The sequence below is a fragment of the Novosphingobium silvae genome, from assembly GCF_009856825.1.
GTDB lineage: Bacteria > Pseudomonadota > Alphaproteobacteria > Sphingomonadales > Sphingomonadaceae > Novosphingobium > Novosphingobium silvae.
Genome location: NZ_WVTD01000018.1, coordinates 19,935 through 37,005, shown reverse-complemented (window position 1 = coordinate 37,005; position 17,071 = coordinate 19,935). Strand labels below are relative to the sequence as shown.

Here is a 17,071-nt window from a genome sequence, read left to right as displayed (position 1 = left end):
AATCGGGCGGTTCTTGCGCGCGATCAATTCAAGCGAAGAGGGGAAGGCGCAGGTTCGGGTGCGCCGCTCAAGAGGGGGGATTTCGCAAGGTGCGGCCCCGGCGGCTACGGAAACACACGATATGCGCAAGATCACCCTGCTCGCAGCCGCACTGGCCGCCGCGACCGCCATCTCGGGCCCGGCCCTCGCCGGCAGCCCCGCTGGCAAGTTCCAGGTCAAGGTACTGGCGACCGGCGTCCTTCCCGATGGCGGGATCGACAAGATCAAGTCGATCGACAGCGGACTTGCCGCAACCCTGTCCGGCATGGGCGTGAGCGACGTGGATGCGAAGGCGAACGACAATGTCGTGCCAACGCTCGCGGCCGAGTACTTCTTCAGCAGGAACGTGTCGGTGGAGACGATCTGCTGCTTCACCCAGCACCACGTCGATGGCGCCGCCGACCTGGCGGGCACCCGTCTGGTGGACCATGTCCTGATCCTGCCCGCAACGGTGACGGCCAAGTTCCACCTCGACACCGGCGGTCCGCTCAAGCCCTATGTCGGCGCGGGCCCGGCGCTGTTCCTCGTCTTCGACGAGAAGCCCGGCTCCACCGCCCGCGCGCTCGGCGTCGACAAGGTAAAGATGTCGAACTCGCTGGGTCTCGCCCTGCAGGGCGGCATCGACATCGCGCTGGGCGAGAACGGCTATGGCATCTCGCTGGATGCGAAGAAGTACTTCATCAAGCCGACCGCCAGCTTCTACGCCGATGGGCAGCAGGTGCTCAAGACCCGCCACGACCTCGATCCCTGGGTCGTCAGCGCGGGCCTGTCGTACCGGTTCTGAGCCATGCTGCCGTCGTCGCCCCGGCCCGGTTCCGGGGCGGCGTCACACCTCGTGGAAGTTCAGCGTCGCGTTCAGGATGAATACGATCGTGCCCGAACACAGCGATACGATCACCCGCGCCAGCAGATAGTGCGTGTCCAGCGGCCCTGTCAGCAACGCGAAGCCGGCGAGGATGATCCCGAGGCCGACAAGCGCGTTGCCCAGGAAGTAGACGTAGCCGGTGAACAGCCCCCGGTCGCTTTCGCGGAAGACCCATGCCCGCGCGATTACGTAGTTAAGGGCATTGGCGCTGAGGAAGCCGAGCGTCACCGCCACGTACTTGTCCACGCCGATCTGCGAGACCAGCAGCCAGATCAGCGCCATGTCCACGCCGAAGCAGAAGCTGGAGGCGACTGCGTTGCGCAGGAACAGCACTGCACCGTGTCGGCTGAACAGCCCCGGATGATCCTGGGGTCCATGGGCGTAACGGGAAATCAGCATGATCTTCGCCAAACTTGGTGGAAGCGCGGTTGTTTCCTGCGCGGCGCGAGGCACCGCACCAAACACGCCGGGCCGTTATCCTGCCTCGGCCACGAGCGCTTCATAGTCGAGGATCGCGACCTCGCGGCGCGAGGGCAGCTCGATTACGCCTTCGTTCCTGAGGCGGGTGAACTGGCGGCTGACGGTCTCGATCGTGAGCCCGAGGACATCAGCGATCTGCTGCCGCGAAAAAGGAAGCGTGAGCATCCGCTCGTTGGGTTTGCCGGCATCGATGCGGCATCCCGAACCGCCGAGGCGCTCCGTCATCTCGACAAGGAAGCTCGCCATCTTTTCCGCGGCGGACTTGCGCCCCAGCAGCAGCATCCAGCGCCGCGTGCGATCGAGTTCGCCCAGAGTGCGTTCCAGCAGCTTGTGCTCAAGCGCGGGATGCTCGCGGGCGAAAGCGTCGAAATCGCGGCGCGAGAAGACGCAGACGGTGGAATCGGTGAGCGCGGTGACGCCGTGGCCCGTGGTGCCGCCGAAAGGCCGCCCGATGAAATCGGAAGGGTATACCACTCCGACGATCTGCTCGCGGCCGTCCTCGGTGTTGGTGGAAAGCTTGAGGACGCCGTCGATGACATTGGCGACCAACACGGAATCCTCGCCTTCCCAGATTATCGATTCGCCGGCCGACAGCATGCGCGTGCGCCCGATGGCGTTGAGCGCGCCAAGTTCCCGCGCATCGAGCGCCGAACAGATCGCCCGGTTGCGGACGACGCAGAGATCACAGGAAGCCATGGACGTGGGTCACCGGAAAAGGACAGTTGTCGAACGCGCGGATAGCGCAAGTGAGGCGATGTTGGAACCTCGCCACTGTTCGCGAGAACAGGCCCGCGAATGTCACAGCTGGCGCTTCTCGAGCTTGCGCGCCAGCGTGCGGCGATGCAGGCCGAGCCGCCGTGCGGTTTCCGAGATGTTGAAATCGCACTCCACCAGTGTGCGGTGGATGTATTCCCACTCCAGCGTCTTGATCGAGCTTTTGCGTCCCTCGACCGGCACGCTGGCGTCACCGCGCAGGGACGCGAAGGCAGCTTCGATGTCGTCGGTGTTGGAAGGCTTGGCCAGATAGTGCGCCGCTCCCAGCTTCACCGCTTCCACGGCTGTCGCGATGCTGGCGTACCCGGTCAGCACCACGATGCGGGTATCGGGCGAATGGCCGTGCAGCGCCTCCACCACGGTGAGGCCCGAGGCGCTGCCGAGCTTCAGGTCGACTACCGCAAAGTCGAAGTGCTCCCTCGTGTAGAGCGCGGCGGCTTCCTCGGGACTGGCGGCGGATTGCACCGCGTAGCCCCGCCGCTCGAACGAACGGCGCAGGGTGCGCGCGAAAGTGGGGTCGTCCTCCACGATCAGCAGGCTGGCGCCTTCGGGCAGCACATCGATTTCGCTCATGGCTTTTCGTCCCCGTCGTTCAGGGCCAGTGTAGCCAGAGGTATCGCGAGTTGCACGCTCGCTCCGCCGCCGGGCCGGTTCTCGACGTGTACGGCCCCGCCCAGCTTGCGGATGACATTCACGACGAGGAACAGGCCAAGCCCTCCTCCGTCGCGGCCCTTGGTAGAGGCGTAGGGCTGGCCGATGCGGCCCAGCATCTCGGGCGCGAAGCCCGGCCCTCGGTCGCTCACTGTGAGCACGAGCGTGCGCGCGCCCGCATCGCCGTCCGTCCACGCCTCCATCACCACGAGGTCGGGCGAGACTTCGGCGGCATTGTCCACCACGTTGCCGATGACCTGGCGCAGGCCCGGGTCGGCGATGATCGTCACGTCCTCCTCCACCCGGTCGACCAGCCGCAGCTCGCCGGGGATGCGCGCGCGCCACTCCTCGGCGATGTCCTCGATGAAGGCGCGCACGCCGGTGACGGCCGGGTCGATCCCGCGCACTTCCCCGGCAGACATCAGGATGCCCGAGACGATGGTCTTGCACCGCTCCAACTCGCGCCGCACGTCGGCAAGATCCGCCGCCATGTCGGGATCGCCGGCGATCAGGGGCTCGCGGCTCCAGTCTCCCAGGATCACCGAAATAGACGAAAGCGGCGTACCCAGTTCATGCGCCGCACCCGAGGCGAGCAGGCCCATCCGGATGATGTGGTCCTCTTCCGCGGCCTGCTGGCGAAGCGTGGCGAGCTGCCCATCGCTCTCGCGCCGGTTGCGGTCGAGCCTGACCACGAAGACGATCAACAGCACAGCAGCCAGCACGAAGCAGAACAGGCTGCCCTGGATATAAAGGCGGAACGGATCCCCGGAATGGGGCGGCGGCAGGCGCAAGGGGGTGTAGTGGAACGTCAGCAGCGCCATGCACAGGCACGCGTTGACCGCCACGAGCCAGCTCCAGCGCGCCTCGAGGATGATGGCCCCGATCACGATCTGGAGCAGGAACAGGAAGGTGAAGGGGTTTGTCGCCCCGCCCGAATGGTAAAGCTGCCAGCACAGCGCCACCACGTCGATCATCAGCGCCGAGAACAGCTCGCGCTGGGAAAACGCCCGGCGCCGCTTAAGCACGCCCGCCACCATGAGGTTGACGACGATCAGCAGCAGGGGCGCCATCAGCAGCGGAGCCAGCGGCAGCCGGATGCCAAGGCCTGCCGAGACGACCACGATCGTCGCGAGCTGCCCGAAGACGGCGGTCCAGCGCAGCTGGGTCAGCAGGATAACGCTGGAGCGGCTCGGCGAGTTCAACGCTCCTCCGGATGGGAGGAACAGGCTCGCCACCCGTTCGATCACGCCCGGCGCCAGACGAACGCAAGCCCCACGGCCGAGAGCAGCGCCATCGCGAGCCAGGTAAGCGCATATGTCAGGTGGCTGTCAGGGAAGCGAACTTGCGTGAGGCCCGGCACCGGCCTTGCACCTGTGCTTCGTGCGGGGCCCGCCTGCTCGGCCTGTGCGTCGACGAAGGCCGGCACCACTGCGCCTACCCCGCGCGCCGCTGCGAGCGCGGCCACATCGCGGGAGTACCAGCGATCGTCCTGCGGCCGGTTGGACTGGAGCAGGCTGCCCGCCGGCTCGCTCCTGCGCAGCAAGCCCACCACGGTCACGCACCCTTCCGGCGCTGATGCGGCGGCCGCGCTCACTGCCGTTCCTTCGGGCACGAAGCCCCGGTTGATCCAGAGAGTGCGGCCATCCTCCAGGCGCAGCGGCGTCATCGTCCAGTATCCCGTGCCAAGCTCCGTCGCGGCCCGCACAAGGGCTGTCGCGCGCGCCTGATACACGCCCGATGCCCGCACGCGAAGATACTCGAGTTCGCCAGCGCCCGTTCCCGCAAGCCGTGCGCCCGCCGGAAGGGCAACCGGCGCGGCATGGACCCGCGCTTCCACCCGGGCGATCAGCGCATGTTTCCAGTGCATGCGCTGCACTTGCCAGACGCCCAGCGCGGCGAATGCCACCATGGCCACAAGCAGAAGCGCGGCAAGCCCGAAAGGCCGCCGCGCTGCTTTGTTTTCGATACGAGTCACTTGCGAACCGGATTGCGCGTCAGGGCATCTGGCTCATGTCGTGACTCATGGGCATCATGTTGGTGTTGAGGTGGTACATGACCCAGAGCGAGCCCGACAGCGCGATCACCACGATGACGATCGTGAAGATCAGCGCCATCACCGTCCAGCCGTTCTCCGACTTGGTGTTCATGTGCAGGAAGTAGATCATGTGGACGACGATCTGCACGATCGCGAAGGCCATGATCACCAGCGCGGTCGTCCGTCCGTCGGGGATGGCACCGGACATCACGAGCCAGAACGGGATCGCCGTAAGCACCACGGAGAGGATGAAACCGACCACGTACTCGCGCATCGATCCGTGGCCGCCATGCTCCATGGCGTCGTGCTTGTCGGCGCCGGGATGCGGATGTGCGTGCTCTTCGGTGTGGGTGTCGGCGTGTGCCATCACAGCATTCCCATGAGATAGACGAACGTGAAGACGCCGATCCAGATGACGTCGAGGAAGTGCCAGAACAGCGAAAGGCACATGAGGCGGCGCTTGTTGGCCGGGATGAGACCCTTCTGCGCAATCTGCACGACAAGCGTGAACAGCCAGATCATGCCAAAGGTGACGTGAAGGCCGTGAGTGCCCACCAGCGAGAAGAACGCGGTGAGGAAGCCCGAACGCATCGGCGTCGCGCCCTCGTGGATGAGATGGTAGAACTCATACATCTCGATCGAGAGGAACGCCCCGCCGAACACCGCGGTGACCAGCAGCCACAGCTGCGTGCCGCCCTTATTGCCCTTCTCCATGGCAAGCATGGCGAAGCCGTAGGTGATCGACGAGAACAGCAGCATGGCGGTGTTGAGCGCCACCAGCGGCAGTTCGAACAGGTCCTTGGGACCGGGCCCGGCAGCCAGGCTTCCGCCCAGCACGCCGTATGCCGCGAAGAGCATCGCGAAGATGAGGCAGTCGCTCATCAGGTAGATCCAGAAGCCCAGCATCGTGCTGCCGCCTTCGGGATGGTCGTGCTCGTTCAGGTCATAGAACGCGGCCTGCAGCTCGGGCTGGCTGAGGTCATGCGTCGTGTCGATGGTTGCAGTCATGGGCTCAGGCTCCCGCGGCGGCGAGCTGGCGGGTGCGTGCCGCCTCGGTCGCTTCGACCGTCTCGACGGGAATGTGGTAGTCCCGCTTGTAGTTGAACGTGTGGAAGATGGCGTAGCCGATGATCCCGGCGAACGAGATCGCCGCAAGCCACCAGATGTACCAGATCATCGCAAAGCCGCAGATGGTCGACAGCGCAGCCAGGATCACGCCGGTTCCAGTGCCCTTGGGCATGTGGATCGGGCGGAAGCCGGAGGTGGGACGCTGGACGCCGCAGCGCTTCATGTCTTCCCAAGCGTCGATGTCGTGCACGATCGGCGTGAAGGCGAAGTTGTACTCGGGCGGCGGCGACGAGGTCGACCACTCGAGCGTACGGCCGTTCCACGGATCGCCGGTCTCTTCCTTCAGTTCCTCGCGCTTCCAGATGGAGACGGCGAACTGGACCAGCATGGCGCCGATGCCGCCGGCGATCATGGCCGCGCCGATACCGGCGATGATGAACCAGATCTGCAGGCTCGGATCGTCGAACACGCGCATGCGGCGAGTGACGCCCATCAGGCCCAGGACGTAGAGCGGCATGAACGCCACCCAGAACCCGGGCACCCACAGCCAGAAGCTGACCTTGCCCCAGAACTGGTTGAGCTTGAAGCCGAAGGCCTTGGGCCACCAGAAGTTGATCGCCGCGAACAGGCCGAACAGCACGCCGCCGATGATCACGTTATGGAAGTGCGCGATGAGGAACAGCGAGTTGTGGAGGACGAAGTCGGCAGGCGGCACGGCGAGCAGGACGCCGGTCATGCCGCCGACGGTGAACGTCAGCATGAACGCGATGGTCCACATCATCGGCAGCTCGTAGCGGATGCGACCGCGGTACATCGTGAACAGCCAGTTGAACAGCTTCGCGCCGGTCGGGATCGAGATCACCATGGTGGTGATGCCGAAGAACGAGTTGACGCTCGCTCCCGAACCCATCGTGAAGAAGTGGTGCAGCCACACGAGGTAGGACAGGATGGTGATGACGAGGGTCGCGTAGACCATCGACGAGTAGCCGAACAGGCGCTTGCCCGAGAACGTCGAAGTCACTTCCGAGAACACGCCGAAGAGCGGCAGGATCAGGATGTAGACCTCGGGGTGGCCCCATATCCAGATGAGGTTGACGTACATCATCGGCGAGCCGCCGAAGTCGTTCGAGAAGAAGTTGAAGCCCAGGTAGCGGTCGACCGAGAGCATCGTCATCACCGCCGTCAGCACCGGGAAGGCGGCGACGATGAGGATGTTCGTGCACAGCGACGTCCAGGTGAAGATGGGCATGCGCATCATGGTCATGCCGGGCGCGCGCATCTTCACGATGGTGCAGATGAGGTTGACGCCCGAAAGCAGCGTGCCCACACCTGCGATCTGCAGCGCCCAGATGTAGTAGTCGACGCCGACCCACGGGCTGTACGCAAGGTTCGACAGCGGCGGATAGGCCAGCCACCCCGTCTGCGCGAACTCACCGATGAACAGGCTCATCATGACCAGCACCGCACCGGCGGTGGTCATCCAGAAGCTGAAGTTGTTGAGGAACGGGAAGCTGACGTCGCGCGCGCCGATCTGCAGCGGCACGAGGTAGTTCATGAGGCCCGTGACGAACGGCATCGCCACGAAGAAGATCATGATCACGCCGTGCGCGGTGAAGATCTGGTCGTAGTGATGGGCGTTCAGGTAGCCTTCGTTGCCGTTGAAGGCCATCGACTGCTGGATGCGCATCATGACCGCATCGGCGAAGCCGCGCAGGAACATGACCAGGCCCAGCACCATGTACATGATGCCGATCTTCTTGTGGTCCACGCTGGTGAACCACTCCTTCCAGAGGTAGCTCCACAGCTTGAAGTAGGTGAGCGCCCCCACCATGGCGATGCCGCCGAGCACCACGACCACGAAGGTCGCGAGCACGATCGGCTCCTGCGGGATGGCGTCCAGCCACAGGCGGCCCAGCAAGGGGCTCCAGTGGGAGTGGTCTACGGCGGCTTCGGTTGCCATGATCGTGTCAGTTCCGGGAATTCAGGGAAATGTGCTCGACCGGCGACGTACGGGCGGCGGGAGCCGCCCTTTCGTCGCCAAGGCCGATCGATTGCGGCGCGGCAAGGCCGGCGCCGTTCAGCGAGCGCATGTCGGCGGGCGCCTTGATGGTGCCGTCCGGCGCGGCGCCAGGGATCTGGCGGCACAAGGCGCGCACCCAGGCCAGTTCCTTGCGGACCGCATCGTTCGGGTTAGCCGTGGCCTTGCTTCCTTCAGCGCGTCCGTTCTTGTCGTATTCGAGCATCGAGACGTTGCGGATCCCGGCCTTGCCGAGCCCGCCGCGCGCGTCGATGGCCATCATCTCGCTCGAGCACATCTTGCCGGGTTCGACGCACATGTCGACGATCGCATCGTAGAGATCGGGCGCGACCGAGGAGTAACGGATCACCTGGACCTTCTCGCTCGGCTTTTCGAGCTCGAGGTAGGCCGCGCGGTCGAGGTTACCGCCGACCGGGCGCGGGGGCGGCGCGTTCTTGAGCGGATCGTCCGCCGCTTCGCCGATGGGGCCGGGCTGCATGGGCGAGGCCTTCACCTTGCCGACCCATTTGGCGAACTGATCTTCCGAGACGGAATGCGCGGCAAAGCGCATGTTCGAGAAACCCGCGCCGGAGTAGTTCGCCGAAAGGCCGACGAACTTGCCAGGCTCGTTCATGACCGCGTGCAGGCGGGTTTCCATGCCAGGCATCGCGTAGATCTGTCCGGCCATGGCCGGCACGTAGAACGAGTTCATCACGCTCGACGAGGTGATCTTGAACTGCAGCGGCCTGCCGGTGGGCACGACCAGCTCGTTCACTGTGGCGATGCCCTGCTCGGGATAGATGAACAGCCACTTCCAGTCGAGCGCGACGACTTCGACCTGCAGCGGGCGCGCATCGGCGGCCACGGCAGTCCTGGCGTCGATCCGGCCGATGGAGCGGTACGGGTCGAGCAGGTGCGTGCTCACCCAGGTCACCGCGCCCAGGCAGATGATGATTAGCAGCGGAGCCGTCCAGATGAGCAGTTCCAGCTGGGTCGAGTGGTCCCAGTCGGGCTCGTACCGGGCATCCTTGTTCGACGCGCGGTAGCGCCATGCGAAGATCGCCACGGCCGACATCACGGGCACGACGATCAGCAGCATGAGCAAGGTCGAGATGACGACCAGGTCTCCCTGCTGACGCGCCACGTCGCCAGCAGGATCGAGCACGACCGTGTTGCAGGCGGCCAGCGATCCGGCAAGCGCAAGCGCTGAAAGCGCGCGCAGGTTGAGGAAGCGACTCGGGCCGCTGCTGCGGCCGGGCGGGTTCAGACGAGACTCGAGCGGGTGCATGGCGCTGCGCCTAGGCTCGTGCTGCGGATGCGAACATAGGACATTTTGTCCAATCCCCTTGCGCCTTGTCCATGACATAGGCGGCACGTGTGAAGCCGGGCGCCTGCCGCGCCTGCGCGATTCGCGGACGCGTGGAGACTTTTCACCCGGACGTGTGTTACTACCAGACGAAGGCTGCGAGACGCCAGATGAGCATTACAACCACCCCGACCCGCGAGGAACTCGGCCTGCCGACGTTCAAGGCGCACCACACGATCTCTCCCGGAGAGATCGCGATCGGCGTGATCATCGGGCGTACATCCGAGTTCTTCGACTTCTTCGTCTACGCGATCGCGTCGGTGCTGGTCTTCCCGAAGCTGTTCTTTCCTTTCGTGGATCCGCTTACCGGCACGCTCTATTCGTTCGCCGTCTTTGCGCTGGCCTTCCTGGCCCGGCCGGTCGGCTCGCTCGTGTTCATGGCGATCGACCGCGCCTATGGACGCGGCGTGAAGCTGACGATCGCGCTGTTCGGCCTGGGCGGCTCCACGGCGGCTATCGCGTTCCTGCCCTCGTACGAGACCGCAGGCGCAAGCGCGGTCTGGCTGCTCGCGCTGATGCGGCTGGGCCAGGGCTTTGCCCTGGGCGGCACCTGGGACGGTCTGGCTTCACTGCTCGCGCTGAACGCTCCCGAGAACCGTCGCGGCTGGTACGCGATGATCCCGCAGCTCGGCGCGCCTTTCGGCCTCATCGTCGCCAGCCTGCTCTTCGCGTTCATGATCGCGACCTTGCCGGCCGCCGACTTCCTCGACTGGGGCTGGCGCTATCCCTTCTTCGTGGCCTTCGCGATCAACGTCGTCGCTCTGTTCGCGCGCCTGCGCATCGTCGTGACCGAGGAATTCCAGAACCTCTTCGAAAGTCGCGACCTGCAGCCGGTCAGCGTCATGAACACCGTCTCGCGCGAGTGGCGCACGATCGTCATCGGCGCGTTCGCCCCGCTCGCCAGCTTTGCGCTGTTCCACATGGTCACCGTTTTCCCGCTCTCCTGGGTGTTCCTCTTCACCCGCGAGGCGCCCACCGGCTTCCTGCTGATCGAGGCCCTGGCCGCCGCGTTCGGCGTCGTCGCCATGGTCTTCTCGGGACGCCTCGCAGACCGCTACGGCCGTCGCACCCTGCTGGGCGCCTGCGCCGTCGGCATCGCGGTGTTCAGCGGCTTCGCTCCCCAGCTGCTTGACGGCGGCACCGCGGGCGAGATCGTGTTCATGATTTCCGGGTTCATCCTGCTCGGTCTTGCCTTCGGCCAGTCGTCGGGCGTCGTCTCTTCCGCGTTTGCGACGGAGCATCGCTACACCGGATCGGCGCTCACCAGCGACCTTGCCTGGCTGTTCGGCGCCGGCTTCGCGCCGCTCGCCGCGCTGCTGCTGTCGGTGAAGTTCGGCCTGATCGCCTCGGGCGGCTATCTCCTGTCGGGCGCGCTGGCGACTCTCATCGCGCTGTGGCTGAACAAGGAACTCGCCAGCCGCTGACCTTGTCGGCTCCGGCAGGCGGATAGAAAAAGGGCGCTTCCACCGTGGTGGAGGCGCCCTTTTTCGTTTCCGATGCCGCTTGGGGAAGCGGGCGGGGGCGGTCAGCCGTCCTCCTCGCGGTGCACGGGATCGCGCTGCGTTCCGGCCTGGACCTTGCTTTCACGAAGGAAAGCGTCGTCGTCCTCGCCCTTGCGGTGTTGCTTCGGGTTGGCGCCGGCGCCGCCCGACCCGTGAAACTCGGAGCCGGGGTTGAGCCGCTCTTCCGAGAGGTCCTCGCCCTTGGTGCGCTCGTTCGTCATGATGGCCTCCTTGGTGCATCGCTGCCGATTGCAGTTCACCCTGTAACCGCCGGGGCATCGCTATCGATCCCGGCTCGCGCCCTCAGCCGGTGGCCTGCTGCTGGGTTTCGATCGCTTCATCGCGTTCCTCGACATCCGAATGCCACAGGTTGCGGCCGACGAAGATGATCACGATGAGCGCCAGGATGATGGTGACCACGGCAATGGCCGCGCGCCCCTTCCGCTTTGGCGAGACGTTGGTCGGATCGGTGTTCCTGTCGGGTGTCATCACAGCTCCTTTGGATGCGCAGCCAAGGGCGCCGGAAGCGCCCGCAGTATAAGCGGGCAGTCCGCGAGGGAGCCATGCGTTGCGCCTGAACCAATCCAGGTTAATCATCCTGGAAGATCGCATACATGGATCAGGCCGGTGCCTTTTGCTCGCAACGCCGGGCTCCGGCTCGGAGTTGGCGCAGCCGGAGGGGCAACAGGGATACCTTCATGCGATACAGCCTACTTGCCGGTGCAATCCTTTCCATCGGCTGCGCGACCGGGGCGCTTGCCCAGTCGACCACTTCCGTGAATGCCCCGCCCCCGCCTGTCGCCAAGCCTGCGGCCGGGTCCGCCGCCGCACAGCCGCCGGCGCCCGCCAGCGACATGCAGGCGGTCCTCACGGCGCTGGCGGCAATGCTGCCCAAGCCGATCGAAACCCTGACGCCGGTCAAGGCCCGGATCCAGCCCACCGCTGCCGACGCGGCGAAGGCCGTGATGCGCGCGCGCGGCCTTTCCACCGCCCCCGATCCCGCGGTGAAGACGCGCGACATACCCTATGGCCAGGATCCATGGCAGTTCGCCCGCATCTACGAGCCGGTGCAATCCTCCGATCGCCCCCGTCCGGTCATCGTCTACTATCACGGCGGTGGCTGGGTGATTGCGGACGTGAACGTCTATGACGCCGCGCCGCGCTTGCTGGCAAAGCAGCTCAACGCCATCGTGGTATCGGTGGAATACCGCCATGCGCCCGAGGCGAAGTTCCCTGCGCAGCACGAGGATGCCGCCACCGCTTATGGATGGGTGCTGGCCAATGCCGCAAGCTGGGGCGGCGATACGAAGCGGGTGGCCATTGCCGGCGAAAGCGCGGGCGGCAACCTGGCGGTTGCGACGGCCATCCATGCCCGCGACAGTGGCCTGCCCATGCCGGTGCACATCCTGAGCGTCTATCCGATCGCGAACAGCTCCAGGACCCTGCCCTCGCGCATGGATTCGGCGAACGCAAAGCCGCTCAACACCCCGATGCTCGACTGGTTCGCCCATTACTACAGCCGCACCAAGGCCGATGCGCAGGACCCGCGCATCAACCTTGTGGCAGCGAACCTGCGCGGACTTCCGGCCGTGACCATCGTGAACGCACGGATCGATCCTCTGCGTTCGGACGGCGAGACGCTGGCGGGCGCGCTTCGCAGCTCCGGCGTCAAGGTCGAACAGCGCACGTTCGAGGGCGTCACCCACGAGTTCTTCGGCATGGGCGCGATTGTCCGCGGCGCCTATGATGCGAACCAGTATGCCATCGCGCGGCTCAAATCAGCGTTCAAGAACTGAGACTTGCAAGGAGAAAGACAATGTCCATGAAAGACAGGCGCATCGGTATCTACGGCGTGGCCACCGCAGTCGGGGCCTTGTTGCTGGCCCCCGCCGCAGCGCAGGCGCAGGCGATGAGCGCGAAGGAGTATGTCACCGCCGCCGCTGCCAGCGACCTCTACGAGCGCGAATCCAGCAAGATCGTGCTTTCCTCCACCAGCAACCCCAAACTGCGTGAGTTCGCGCAGATGATGGTGGCGCACCACACCAACAGCACCGAGGAAGTCAAGGCGGCGGCGAAGGCATCGGGGCTCAAGCCCATGCCACCCAAGCTGACACCGGCGCAGTCCGAGATGATCGCACAGCTGAACAGCGAAACCGGTACCGCACGCGACAGCGCCCATATCGCGCAGCAGAAGATGGCCCACAACCAGGCTCTGGCCGTGCAGCAGGCCTATGCCCGCGAGGGCACCGCCAAGCCGCTGCGCGACGCCGCCGGCAAGATCGTCCCGGTGGTCGAACAGCACATCACGATGCTGAAGAGCATGTAGAAACGTGTTGGAGCGGAACCGTCGTTTGGCGGTTCCGCTTCACCCCTCGCCGGCAAGATCATCCTTGCGAGGGGCCTGGCGGATCAGGCCGCCTTTCCGGCCGGCCATGCAGTGCGCTGCGCGTCCGGGTCCACCGGCCGCTCCGACGAGGAGGAAGCGGCGGCACCCAGCGCCTGCGGATAGGGCAGATGCAGGATCTTCCCGCTGAGCCGGACGAGGCCGCGGTTCCTCAGGTCGCCCAGAACCCTGTTCACGTGAACGGGGGTGAGCCCCACCACGTCGGCTATGTCCTGCTGGGTCAGCGGGATCGTGCAGCGGTTGTCATCGACCTTGCCGGTCGCCTGCAGCCGCTCGAACAGTTCGACCAGCAGGCCCGCCACGCGTTCAAGGGCCGTCTTGCGGCCAAGGCTGACGATCCATGCCGTCTGCCGATCGTGGTTCTGGAGCACGCCGCCAAGCAGCTTCATCACCGTATCACCGGGCCTTGCATGGACGCCGGCCAATGGGATCGCCCGCGCCTTCACCGGCGTCAGCGCCAGGATGGGAAGCTCCGCCTTGCCCGATAGCAGCCACTGCGGCTCGCAATAGTCTCCCGGCAGGAAAAGGGCCGTGATCTGACGCCGCCCGTCGGGCAGCACGCAGTAGCGGCTGGCCCAGCCTTCCTCCAGATGGAGCACGTGATCCTGAAGCTCACCCCGGTGCGCGAGGTGTTCATGGCGCCTGAATTTGCGCTGGCTGAGATGCCCTTGTTCCATCGGCATGGCGTCTTTCGGATTCCCCCCGGGATCGACAACATGCCACCAACTCACCATCAACCGAATTGATCCAGATTGTACTCGTAAGTTCTTTTGCGGTCAAAAGGATACATTCGGCGCGTGCGCTGCAAGTTCTCCCTCAGCATACTGCGAATGCGGCGGGCCATTTCGACAGAAATAGTGCACCACAATTGTCGATGACGGCCGTCTGTAACACGCGCCTTCGTCCGGCACTCGCCCCGGCAACCCGATCACGCAGCACCGCCGCCAGTTGGGCATCACCGCACCACCCGATTTTCGCAACTGATCGACGTTATCGGGTCCGGCGTGCAGGGAACCAATGCTTCGGCGCATGACTTGGTTTGGCATACGAAGGAGCCAACCACATGAGCGGAACCGAATCCGGCCGGGGCGACACCGAGCGCACGGCGAACGATCCATCCGAAACGCCGCGCGGGCCTTTTGGCGACACCCGCCCCGACGAAGGCCACGACGATCGTACACGCGGCGGCCAGAAGCCGGAAAAGGTCGAAGATCGCCCTCTGGTGAACGAGGTCGAGCCTGACGACTACCCCGAGGCCGAACGCCGCGATGGCGATCTCACCCGCTGAACCACCAACCACAGGAGCTGCAATGACTGACATGCGCGACGATGCGCCGCCAGCTACCGCCAAGCACGGTAGCGGCGCAGATCATGCCGGGGACCTGGCGCTGGAGCCCAACGGCGACAGCCTCGTCTCACGTTCGGTGACGATCAACCGGCCCCGGGCCGAACTCTACCGCTTCTGGCGCGACTTTTCCCAGTTGCCCACTTTCATGGACAACATCGTTCGTGTCGATGTCACCGGCGACAGGACGAGCCATTGGGTGGTCGCCGCGCCCGGCGGGTCTACGGTCGAATGGGACGCCGAGATCACCCAAGACATCGAGGACGAGGCCATCGCCTGGGCTTCCACCGATGGTGCGGGCGTGGCGAACAGCGGTCGTATCGAGTTCCGCGATGCCGGGGCGCGCGGAACCGTCGTCACCGCGACGATCCTCTACGATCCGCCGGGCGGCATCGTCGGGAAAGCGGTGGCCAAGCTGTTCCAGCGCGAGCCCGCAGTCCAGGCGCGGCGCGACCTGCGCCGGTTCAAGCAGCTCATGGAAACCGGCGAAGTCGCCACCAATGCCGTGAACAGGCAGCAACACGAAGAGGAGATCGCCTGATGCGCGCATTGGCATGGCATGGGAAGCACGACGTCCGCGTCGATACCGTCGACGATCCGGAGATCGTCAACCCGCGTGACGCGATCATCAAGGTCACCTCGACCGCCATCTGCGGCTCGGACCTGCACCTTTACGACGGGTATATCCCGACCATGAAGGCTGGCGACATTCTGGGCCACGAGTTCATGGGCGAAGTGGTCGAGACCGGTCCCGGCTCGACGCTGAAGAAGGGGCAGCGCGTCGTCGTTCCCTTCACCATTTCCTGCGGCAGCTGCTACCATTGCGGGAAGCAGCAGTACTCCGCCTGCGACAATGGCAACCCGGCCGACAACCAGGACATCGCGCAGGAGGTCTACGGCCAGCCGATGTCCGCGCTTTTCGGATACAGCCACATGACAGGCGGCTATGCCGGTGGACAGGCCGAGTACGTGCGCGTGCCCTTTTCCGACGTCGGGCCGATCGTCGTCCCTGACGGCGTTGACGACGACAAGGTGCTGTTCCTCTCCGATATCCTTCCCACCGGCTGGCAGGCTGCGGAATACGCCGAGATCGAGCCGGGCGACACCGTGGCTGTCTGGGGCTGCGGACCGGTGGGTCTTTTCGCCGTGCAGTCCGCCTTCCTGATGGGGGCCGAGCGGGTCATCGCGATAGACCACTTCCCGCACCGCCTGGAGCTGGCGCGCAAGTTCGGCGCGGAAACCATCAACTTCGAGGAGACGAAAGTCTACGAGGCGCTGCAGGAGATGACCGGCGGGATCGGTCCCGATGCCTGCATCGATGCGGTCGGCCTCGAGGCGCACGGCTTCTTCGTGGACAACGTGGTGGACCAGATCAAGGCCTCGCTGTTCCTGGGAACGGATCGCACCCATTCGATCCGGCAGGCGATCGTCGCGTGCCGGAAGGGCGGACGCGTGTCGATGCCTGCGGTCTACGGCGGCATCGTCGACAAGTTTCCGCTGGGCGCCTTCATGGAAAAAGGCCTGACGCTCAAGACCGGCCAGACCCACGTCCAGCGCTATCTTCCCGGCCTGCTGAACGCGATCATGGAAGGCAAGATCGACACCACTTTCCTGATCAGCCACCGCCTGCCGCTGAGCCAGGCACCCGACGGGTACAAGATGTTCCACGACAAACAGAACGAGGTCACCAAGATCGTGCTCAAGCCCGATCTCGACCGCGTAGCCGCCTGAGGAGAGCCGCGATGGAACGCAAATTCACCGTCGTGACTGGTGCCTCGACAGGCATCGGCTTCGAACTCGCCCATCTTGCCGCGCAGGAAGGCCACGATCTCCTGATCGTGGCCGACGAGGCCCTGATCGATGCTTCGGCACGCGACCTGCGCAGCCACGGTACCGAAGTGCGCAGCATCGAGTGCGACCTGTCCACGATCGAGGGTGTCGACCATCTGCTCGAAGCCACAGGCGGCAGGACGATCGACGTCCTTTGCGCCAACGCCGGGCGAGGTCTGGGCCATGGTTTCCTGGAGCAGGACGTGGCGGACTGGAGGCGGGTGATCGACACCAATGTCACCGGCACCGTGTACCTTCTGCAGCGCGTCCTCAAGGAAATGGCCGCGCGCGATGCGGGCAAGGTGCTTGTCACCGGGTCGATCGCAGGCCTGATGCCGGGCACGTACCAGGCCGTCTACAACGCCACCAAAGCCTTCATCGACAACTTCACCGACGGTCTGCGCGGTGAACTGAAGGACCGCAAGGGCGTGACGCTCACCACCTTGATGCCCGGCCCCACCGAAACGGAGTTCTTCGCCCGTGGCGGAATGCTCGATACCGACGTCGGTACGAAGGAAAAGGACGATCCCGCCAAGGTCGCGAAGGATGGCTGGGACGCGCTCCATGCGGGCAAGTCCCATGTGGTTTCCGGTTGGATGAACAAGCTGCAGGCCGCAGCCAGCCACATCACGCCGACGCCGATCCTGGCTGAGATGCACCGCAAGATGGCCGAGCCCGGCTCGGCCAACTGATCG

General features: G+C 65.1%; 21 protein-coding genes. 9 read left to right on the top strand and 12 right to left on the bottom strand.

Annotated elements, in window-relative coordinates; translation table 11 throughout:
• Positions 1-121: 121 nt before the first annotated feature.
• Positions 122-823: an OmpW/AlkL family protein gene (locus GR702_RS18015; RefSeq protein ID WP_160987104.1), complete on the top strand. Its 702-nt coding sequence runs from the start codon at positions 122-124 to the stop codon at positions 821-823.
• A 42-nt stretch (positions 824-865) separates the two neighbouring features.
• On the opposite strand, the gene GR702_RS18010 is transcribed toward GR702_RS18015, so the two are convergent.
• The 9 genes from GR702_RS18010 to cyoA all read right to left on the bottom strand — a co-directional run bounded on the left by GR702_RS18010 (position 866) and on the right by cyoA (position 9,217).
• Entirely contained in the window at positions 866-1,303 is a 438-nt protein-coding gene (locus GR702_RS18010) for a GtrA family protein (RefSeq protein ID WP_160987103.1), read from the bottom strand.
• A gap of 75 nt (positions 1,304-1,378) precedes the next feature.
• Complete coding sequence (locus GR702_RS18005; protein ID WP_160987102.1) at positions 1,379-2,080, bottom strand: Crp/Fnr family transcriptional regulator; 702 nt, start codon at positions 2,078-2,080, stop codon at positions 1,379-1,381.
• A 102-nt stretch (positions 2,081-2,182) separates the two neighbouring features.
• Positions 2,183-2,731 carry a response regulator transcription factor gene (locus tag GR702_RS18000; RefSeq protein ID WP_160987101.1) on the bottom strand — a complete coding sequence of 183 codons (549 nt, stop codon included), beginning with the start codon at positions 2,729-2,731 and terminating at the stop codon, positions 2,183-2,185.
• A complete protein-coding gene (locus GR702_RS17995; RefSeq protein WP_337192645.1) occupies positions 2,728-4,056 on the bottom strand; it encodes an ATP-binding protein in 1,329 nt (442 codons plus the stop codon). Before GR702_RS17995 ends, GR702_RS18000 begins: the two co-directional genes overlap by 4 nt.
• Positions 4,053-4,784 (bottom strand): SURF1 family protein, encoded by a 732-nt coding sequence (locus GR702_RS17990; RefSeq protein ID WP_337192644.1) that lies wholly within the window; start codon positions 4,782-4,784, stop codon positions 4,053-4,055. Before GR702_RS17990 ends, GR702_RS17995 begins: the two co-directional genes overlap by 4 nt.
• A gap of 19 nt (positions 4,785-4,803) precedes the next feature.
• Positions 4,804-5,211 (bottom strand): cytochrome o ubiquinol oxidase subunit IV, encoded by a 408-nt coding sequence (gene cyoD, locus GR702_RS17985; protein ID WP_160987100.1) that lies wholly within the window; start codon positions 5,209-5,211, stop codon positions 4,804-4,806.
• Positions 5,211-5,852: a cytochrome o ubiquinol oxidase subunit III gene (gene cyoC, locus GR702_RS17980; protein ID WP_160987099.1), complete on the bottom strand. Its 642-nt coding sequence runs from the start codon at positions 5,850-5,852 to the stop codon at positions 5,211-5,213. The genes cyoD and cyoC overlap by 1 nt, the downstream gene beginning before the upstream one ends.
• Positions 5,853-5,856: 4 nt before the next feature.
• Positions 5,857-7,872: a cytochrome o ubiquinol oxidase subunit I gene (gene cyoB / locus GR702_RS17975; protein ID WP_160987098.1), complete on the bottom strand. Its 2,016-nt coding sequence runs from the start codon at positions 7,870-7,872 to the stop codon at positions 5,857-5,859.
• 7 nt (positions 7,873-7,879) lie between these two features.
• Entirely contained in the window at positions 7,880-9,217 is a 1,338-nt protein-coding gene (gene cyoA / locus GR702_RS17970; RefSeq protein ID WP_160987097.1) for a ubiquinol oxidase subunit II, read from the bottom strand.
• A gap of 188 nt (positions 9,218-9,405) precedes the next feature.
• Here cyoA and GR702_RS17965 point away from each other — a divergent pair, with 188 nt between their 5' ends.
• Positions 9,406-10,719: an MFS transporter gene (locus GR702_RS17965; RefSeq protein ID WP_160987096.1), complete on the top strand. Its 1,314-nt coding sequence runs from the start codon at positions 9,406-9,408 to the stop codon at positions 10,717-10,719.
• A 101-nt stretch (positions 10,720-10,820) separates the two neighbouring features.
• On the opposite strand, the gene GR702_RS17960 is transcribed toward GR702_RS17965, so the two are convergent.
• Both GR702_RS17960 and GR702_RS17955 read right to left on the bottom strand, forming a co-directional pair.
• Positions 10,821-11,018 (bottom strand): hypothetical protein, encoded by a 198-nt coding sequence (locus GR702_RS17960; protein ID WP_160987095.1) that lies wholly within the window; start codon positions 11,016-11,018, stop codon positions 10,821-10,823.
• An 82-nt stretch (positions 11,019-11,100) separates the two neighbouring features.
• Positions 11,101-11,286, bottom strand: a complete 186-nt coding sequence (locus tag GR702_RS17955) for a hypothetical protein (RefSeq protein ID WP_160987094.1) — start codon at positions 11,284-11,286, stop codon at positions 11,101-11,103.
• 209 nt (positions 11,287-11,495) lie between these two features.
• Here GR702_RS17955 and GR702_RS17950 point away from each other — a divergent pair, with 209 nt between their 5' ends.
• Both GR702_RS17950 and GR702_RS17945 read left to right on the top strand, forming a co-directional pair.
• Positions 11,496-12,593 (top strand): alpha/beta hydrolase, encoded by a 1,098-nt coding sequence (locus tag GR702_RS17950; protein WP_160987093.1) that lies wholly within the window; start codon positions 11,496-11,498, stop codon positions 12,591-12,593.
• 20 nt (positions 12,594-12,613) lie between these two features.
• Entirely contained in the window at positions 12,614-13,123 is a 510-nt protein-coding gene (locus GR702_RS17945) for a DUF4142 domain-containing protein (RefSeq protein ID WP_237449792.1), read from the top strand.
• Positions 13,124-13,206: 83 nt separating this feature from the next.
• Here the strand turns inward: GR702_RS17945 and GR702_RS17940 are convergent, their stop codons facing one another.
• Positions 13,207-13,800, bottom strand: coding sequence for a Crp/Fnr family transcriptional regulator (locus GR702_RS17940; protein ID WP_337192643.1), 594 nt, complete (start codon positions 13,798-13,800; stop codon positions 13,207-13,209).
• On the opposite strand from GR702_RS17940, the gene GR702_RS22720 reads away from it, so the two are divergent.
• The 5 genes from GR702_RS22720 (at position 13,801) to GR702_RS17920 (ending at position 17,068) form a co-directional block, all read left to right on the top strand.
• A complete protein-coding gene (locus GR702_RS22720) occupies positions 13,801-13,947 on the top strand; it encodes a hypothetical protein (RefSeq protein ID WP_337192642.1) in 147 nt (48 codons plus the stop codon).
• 317 nt (positions 13,948-14,264) lie between these two features.
• Positions 14,265-14,489, top strand: a complete 225-nt coding sequence (locus GR702_RS17935; RefSeq protein WP_160987091.1) for a hypothetical protein — start codon at positions 14,265-14,267, stop codon at positions 14,487-14,489.
• A 22-nt stretch (positions 14,490-14,511) separates the two neighbouring features.
• Entirely contained in the window at positions 14,512-15,087 is a 576-nt protein-coding gene (locus tag GR702_RS17930; protein WP_160987090.1) for an SRPBCC family protein, read from the top strand.
• On the top strand, positions 15,087-16,277 hold the full coding sequence (locus GR702_RS17925; RefSeq protein WP_160987089.1) for a zinc-dependent alcohol dehydrogenase: 1,191 nt from the start codon (positions 15,087-15,089) through the stop codon (positions 16,275-16,277). Before GR702_RS17930 ends, GR702_RS17925 begins: the two co-directional genes overlap by 1 nt.
• Before the next feature lie 11 nt (positions 16,278-16,288).
• Positions 16,289-17,068 carry an SDR family NAD(P)-dependent oxidoreductase gene (locus GR702_RS17920; RefSeq protein ID WP_160987088.1) on the top strand — a complete coding sequence of 260 codons (780 nt, stop codon included), beginning with the start codon at positions 16,289-16,291 and terminating at the stop codon, positions 17,066-17,068.
• The last annotated feature ends 3 nt before the right edge of the window (positions 17,069-17,071 follow it).

Excerpts from the sequence above, each read along its gene's own strand:
- GR702_RS18010 (WP_160987103.1), bottom strand. The coding sequence starts at position 1,303 with ATGCTGATTTCCCGTTACGCCCATGGACCCCAGGATCATCCGGGGCTG.
- GR702_RS17960 (WP_160987095.1), bottom strand. The coding sequence starts at position 11,018 with ATGACGAACGAGCGCACCAAGGGCGAGGACCTCTCGGAAGAGCGGCTC.
- GR702_RS17965 (WP_160987096.1), top strand. The coding sequence starts at position 9,406 with ATGAGCATTACAACCACCCCGACCCGCGAGGAACTCGGCCTGCCGACG.
- GR702_RS17930 (WP_160987090.1), top strand. The coding sequence starts at position 14,512 with ATGACTGACATGCGCGACGATGCGCCGCCAGCTACCGCCAAGCACGGT.
- GR702_RS18005 (WP_160987102.1), bottom strand. The coding sequence starts at position 2,080 with ATGGCTTCCTGTGATCTCTGCGTCGTCCGCAACCGGGCGATCTGTTCG.
- GR702_RS17935 (WP_160987091.1), top strand. The coding sequence starts at position 14,265 with ATGAGCGGAACCGAATCCGGCCGGGGCGACACCGAGCGCACGGCGAAC.
- GR702_RS17950 (WP_160987093.1), top strand. The coding sequence starts at position 11,496 with ATGCGATACAGCCTACTTGCCGGTGCAATCCTTTCCATCGGCTGCGCG.
- cyoC (WP_160987099.1), bottom strand. The coding sequence starts at position 5,852 with ATGACTGCAACCATCGACACGACGCATGACCTCAGCCAGCCCGAGCTG.
- GR702_RS17925 (WP_160987089.1), top strand. The coding sequence starts at position 15,087 with ATGCGCGCATTGGCATGGCATGGGAAGCACGACGTCCGCGTCGATACC.
- GR702_RS17955 (WP_160987094.1), bottom strand. The coding sequence starts at position 11,286 with ATGACACCCGACAGGAACACCGATCCGACCAACGTCTCGCCAAAGCGG.
- GR702_RS18000 (WP_160987101.1), bottom strand. The coding sequence starts at position 2,731 with ATGAGCGAAATCGATGTGCTGCCCGAAGGCGCCAGCCTGCTGATCGTG.
- GR702_RS18015 (WP_160987104.1), top strand. The coding sequence starts at position 122 with ATGCGCAAGATCACCCTGCTCGCAGCCGCACTGGCCGCCGCGACCGCC.
- cyoA (WP_160987097.1), bottom strand. The coding sequence starts at position 9,217 with ATGCACCCGCTCGAGTCTCGTCTGAACCCGCCCGGCCGCAGCAGCGGC.
- cyoD (WP_160987100.1), bottom strand. The coding sequence starts at position 5,211 with ATGGCACACGCCGACACCCACACCGAAGAGCACGCACATCCGCATCCC.
- cyoB (WP_160987098.1), bottom strand. The coding sequence starts at position 7,872 with ATGGCAACCGAAGCCGCCGTAGACCACTCCCACTGGAGCCCCTTGCTG.
- GR702_RS17920 (WP_160987088.1), top strand. The coding sequence starts at position 16,289 with ATGGAACGCAAATTCACCGTCGTGACTGGTGCCTCGACAGGCATCGGC.
- GR702_RS17945 (WP_237449792.1), top strand. The coding sequence starts at position 12,614 with ATGTCCATGAAAGACAGGCGCATCGGTATCTACGGCGTGGCCACCGCA.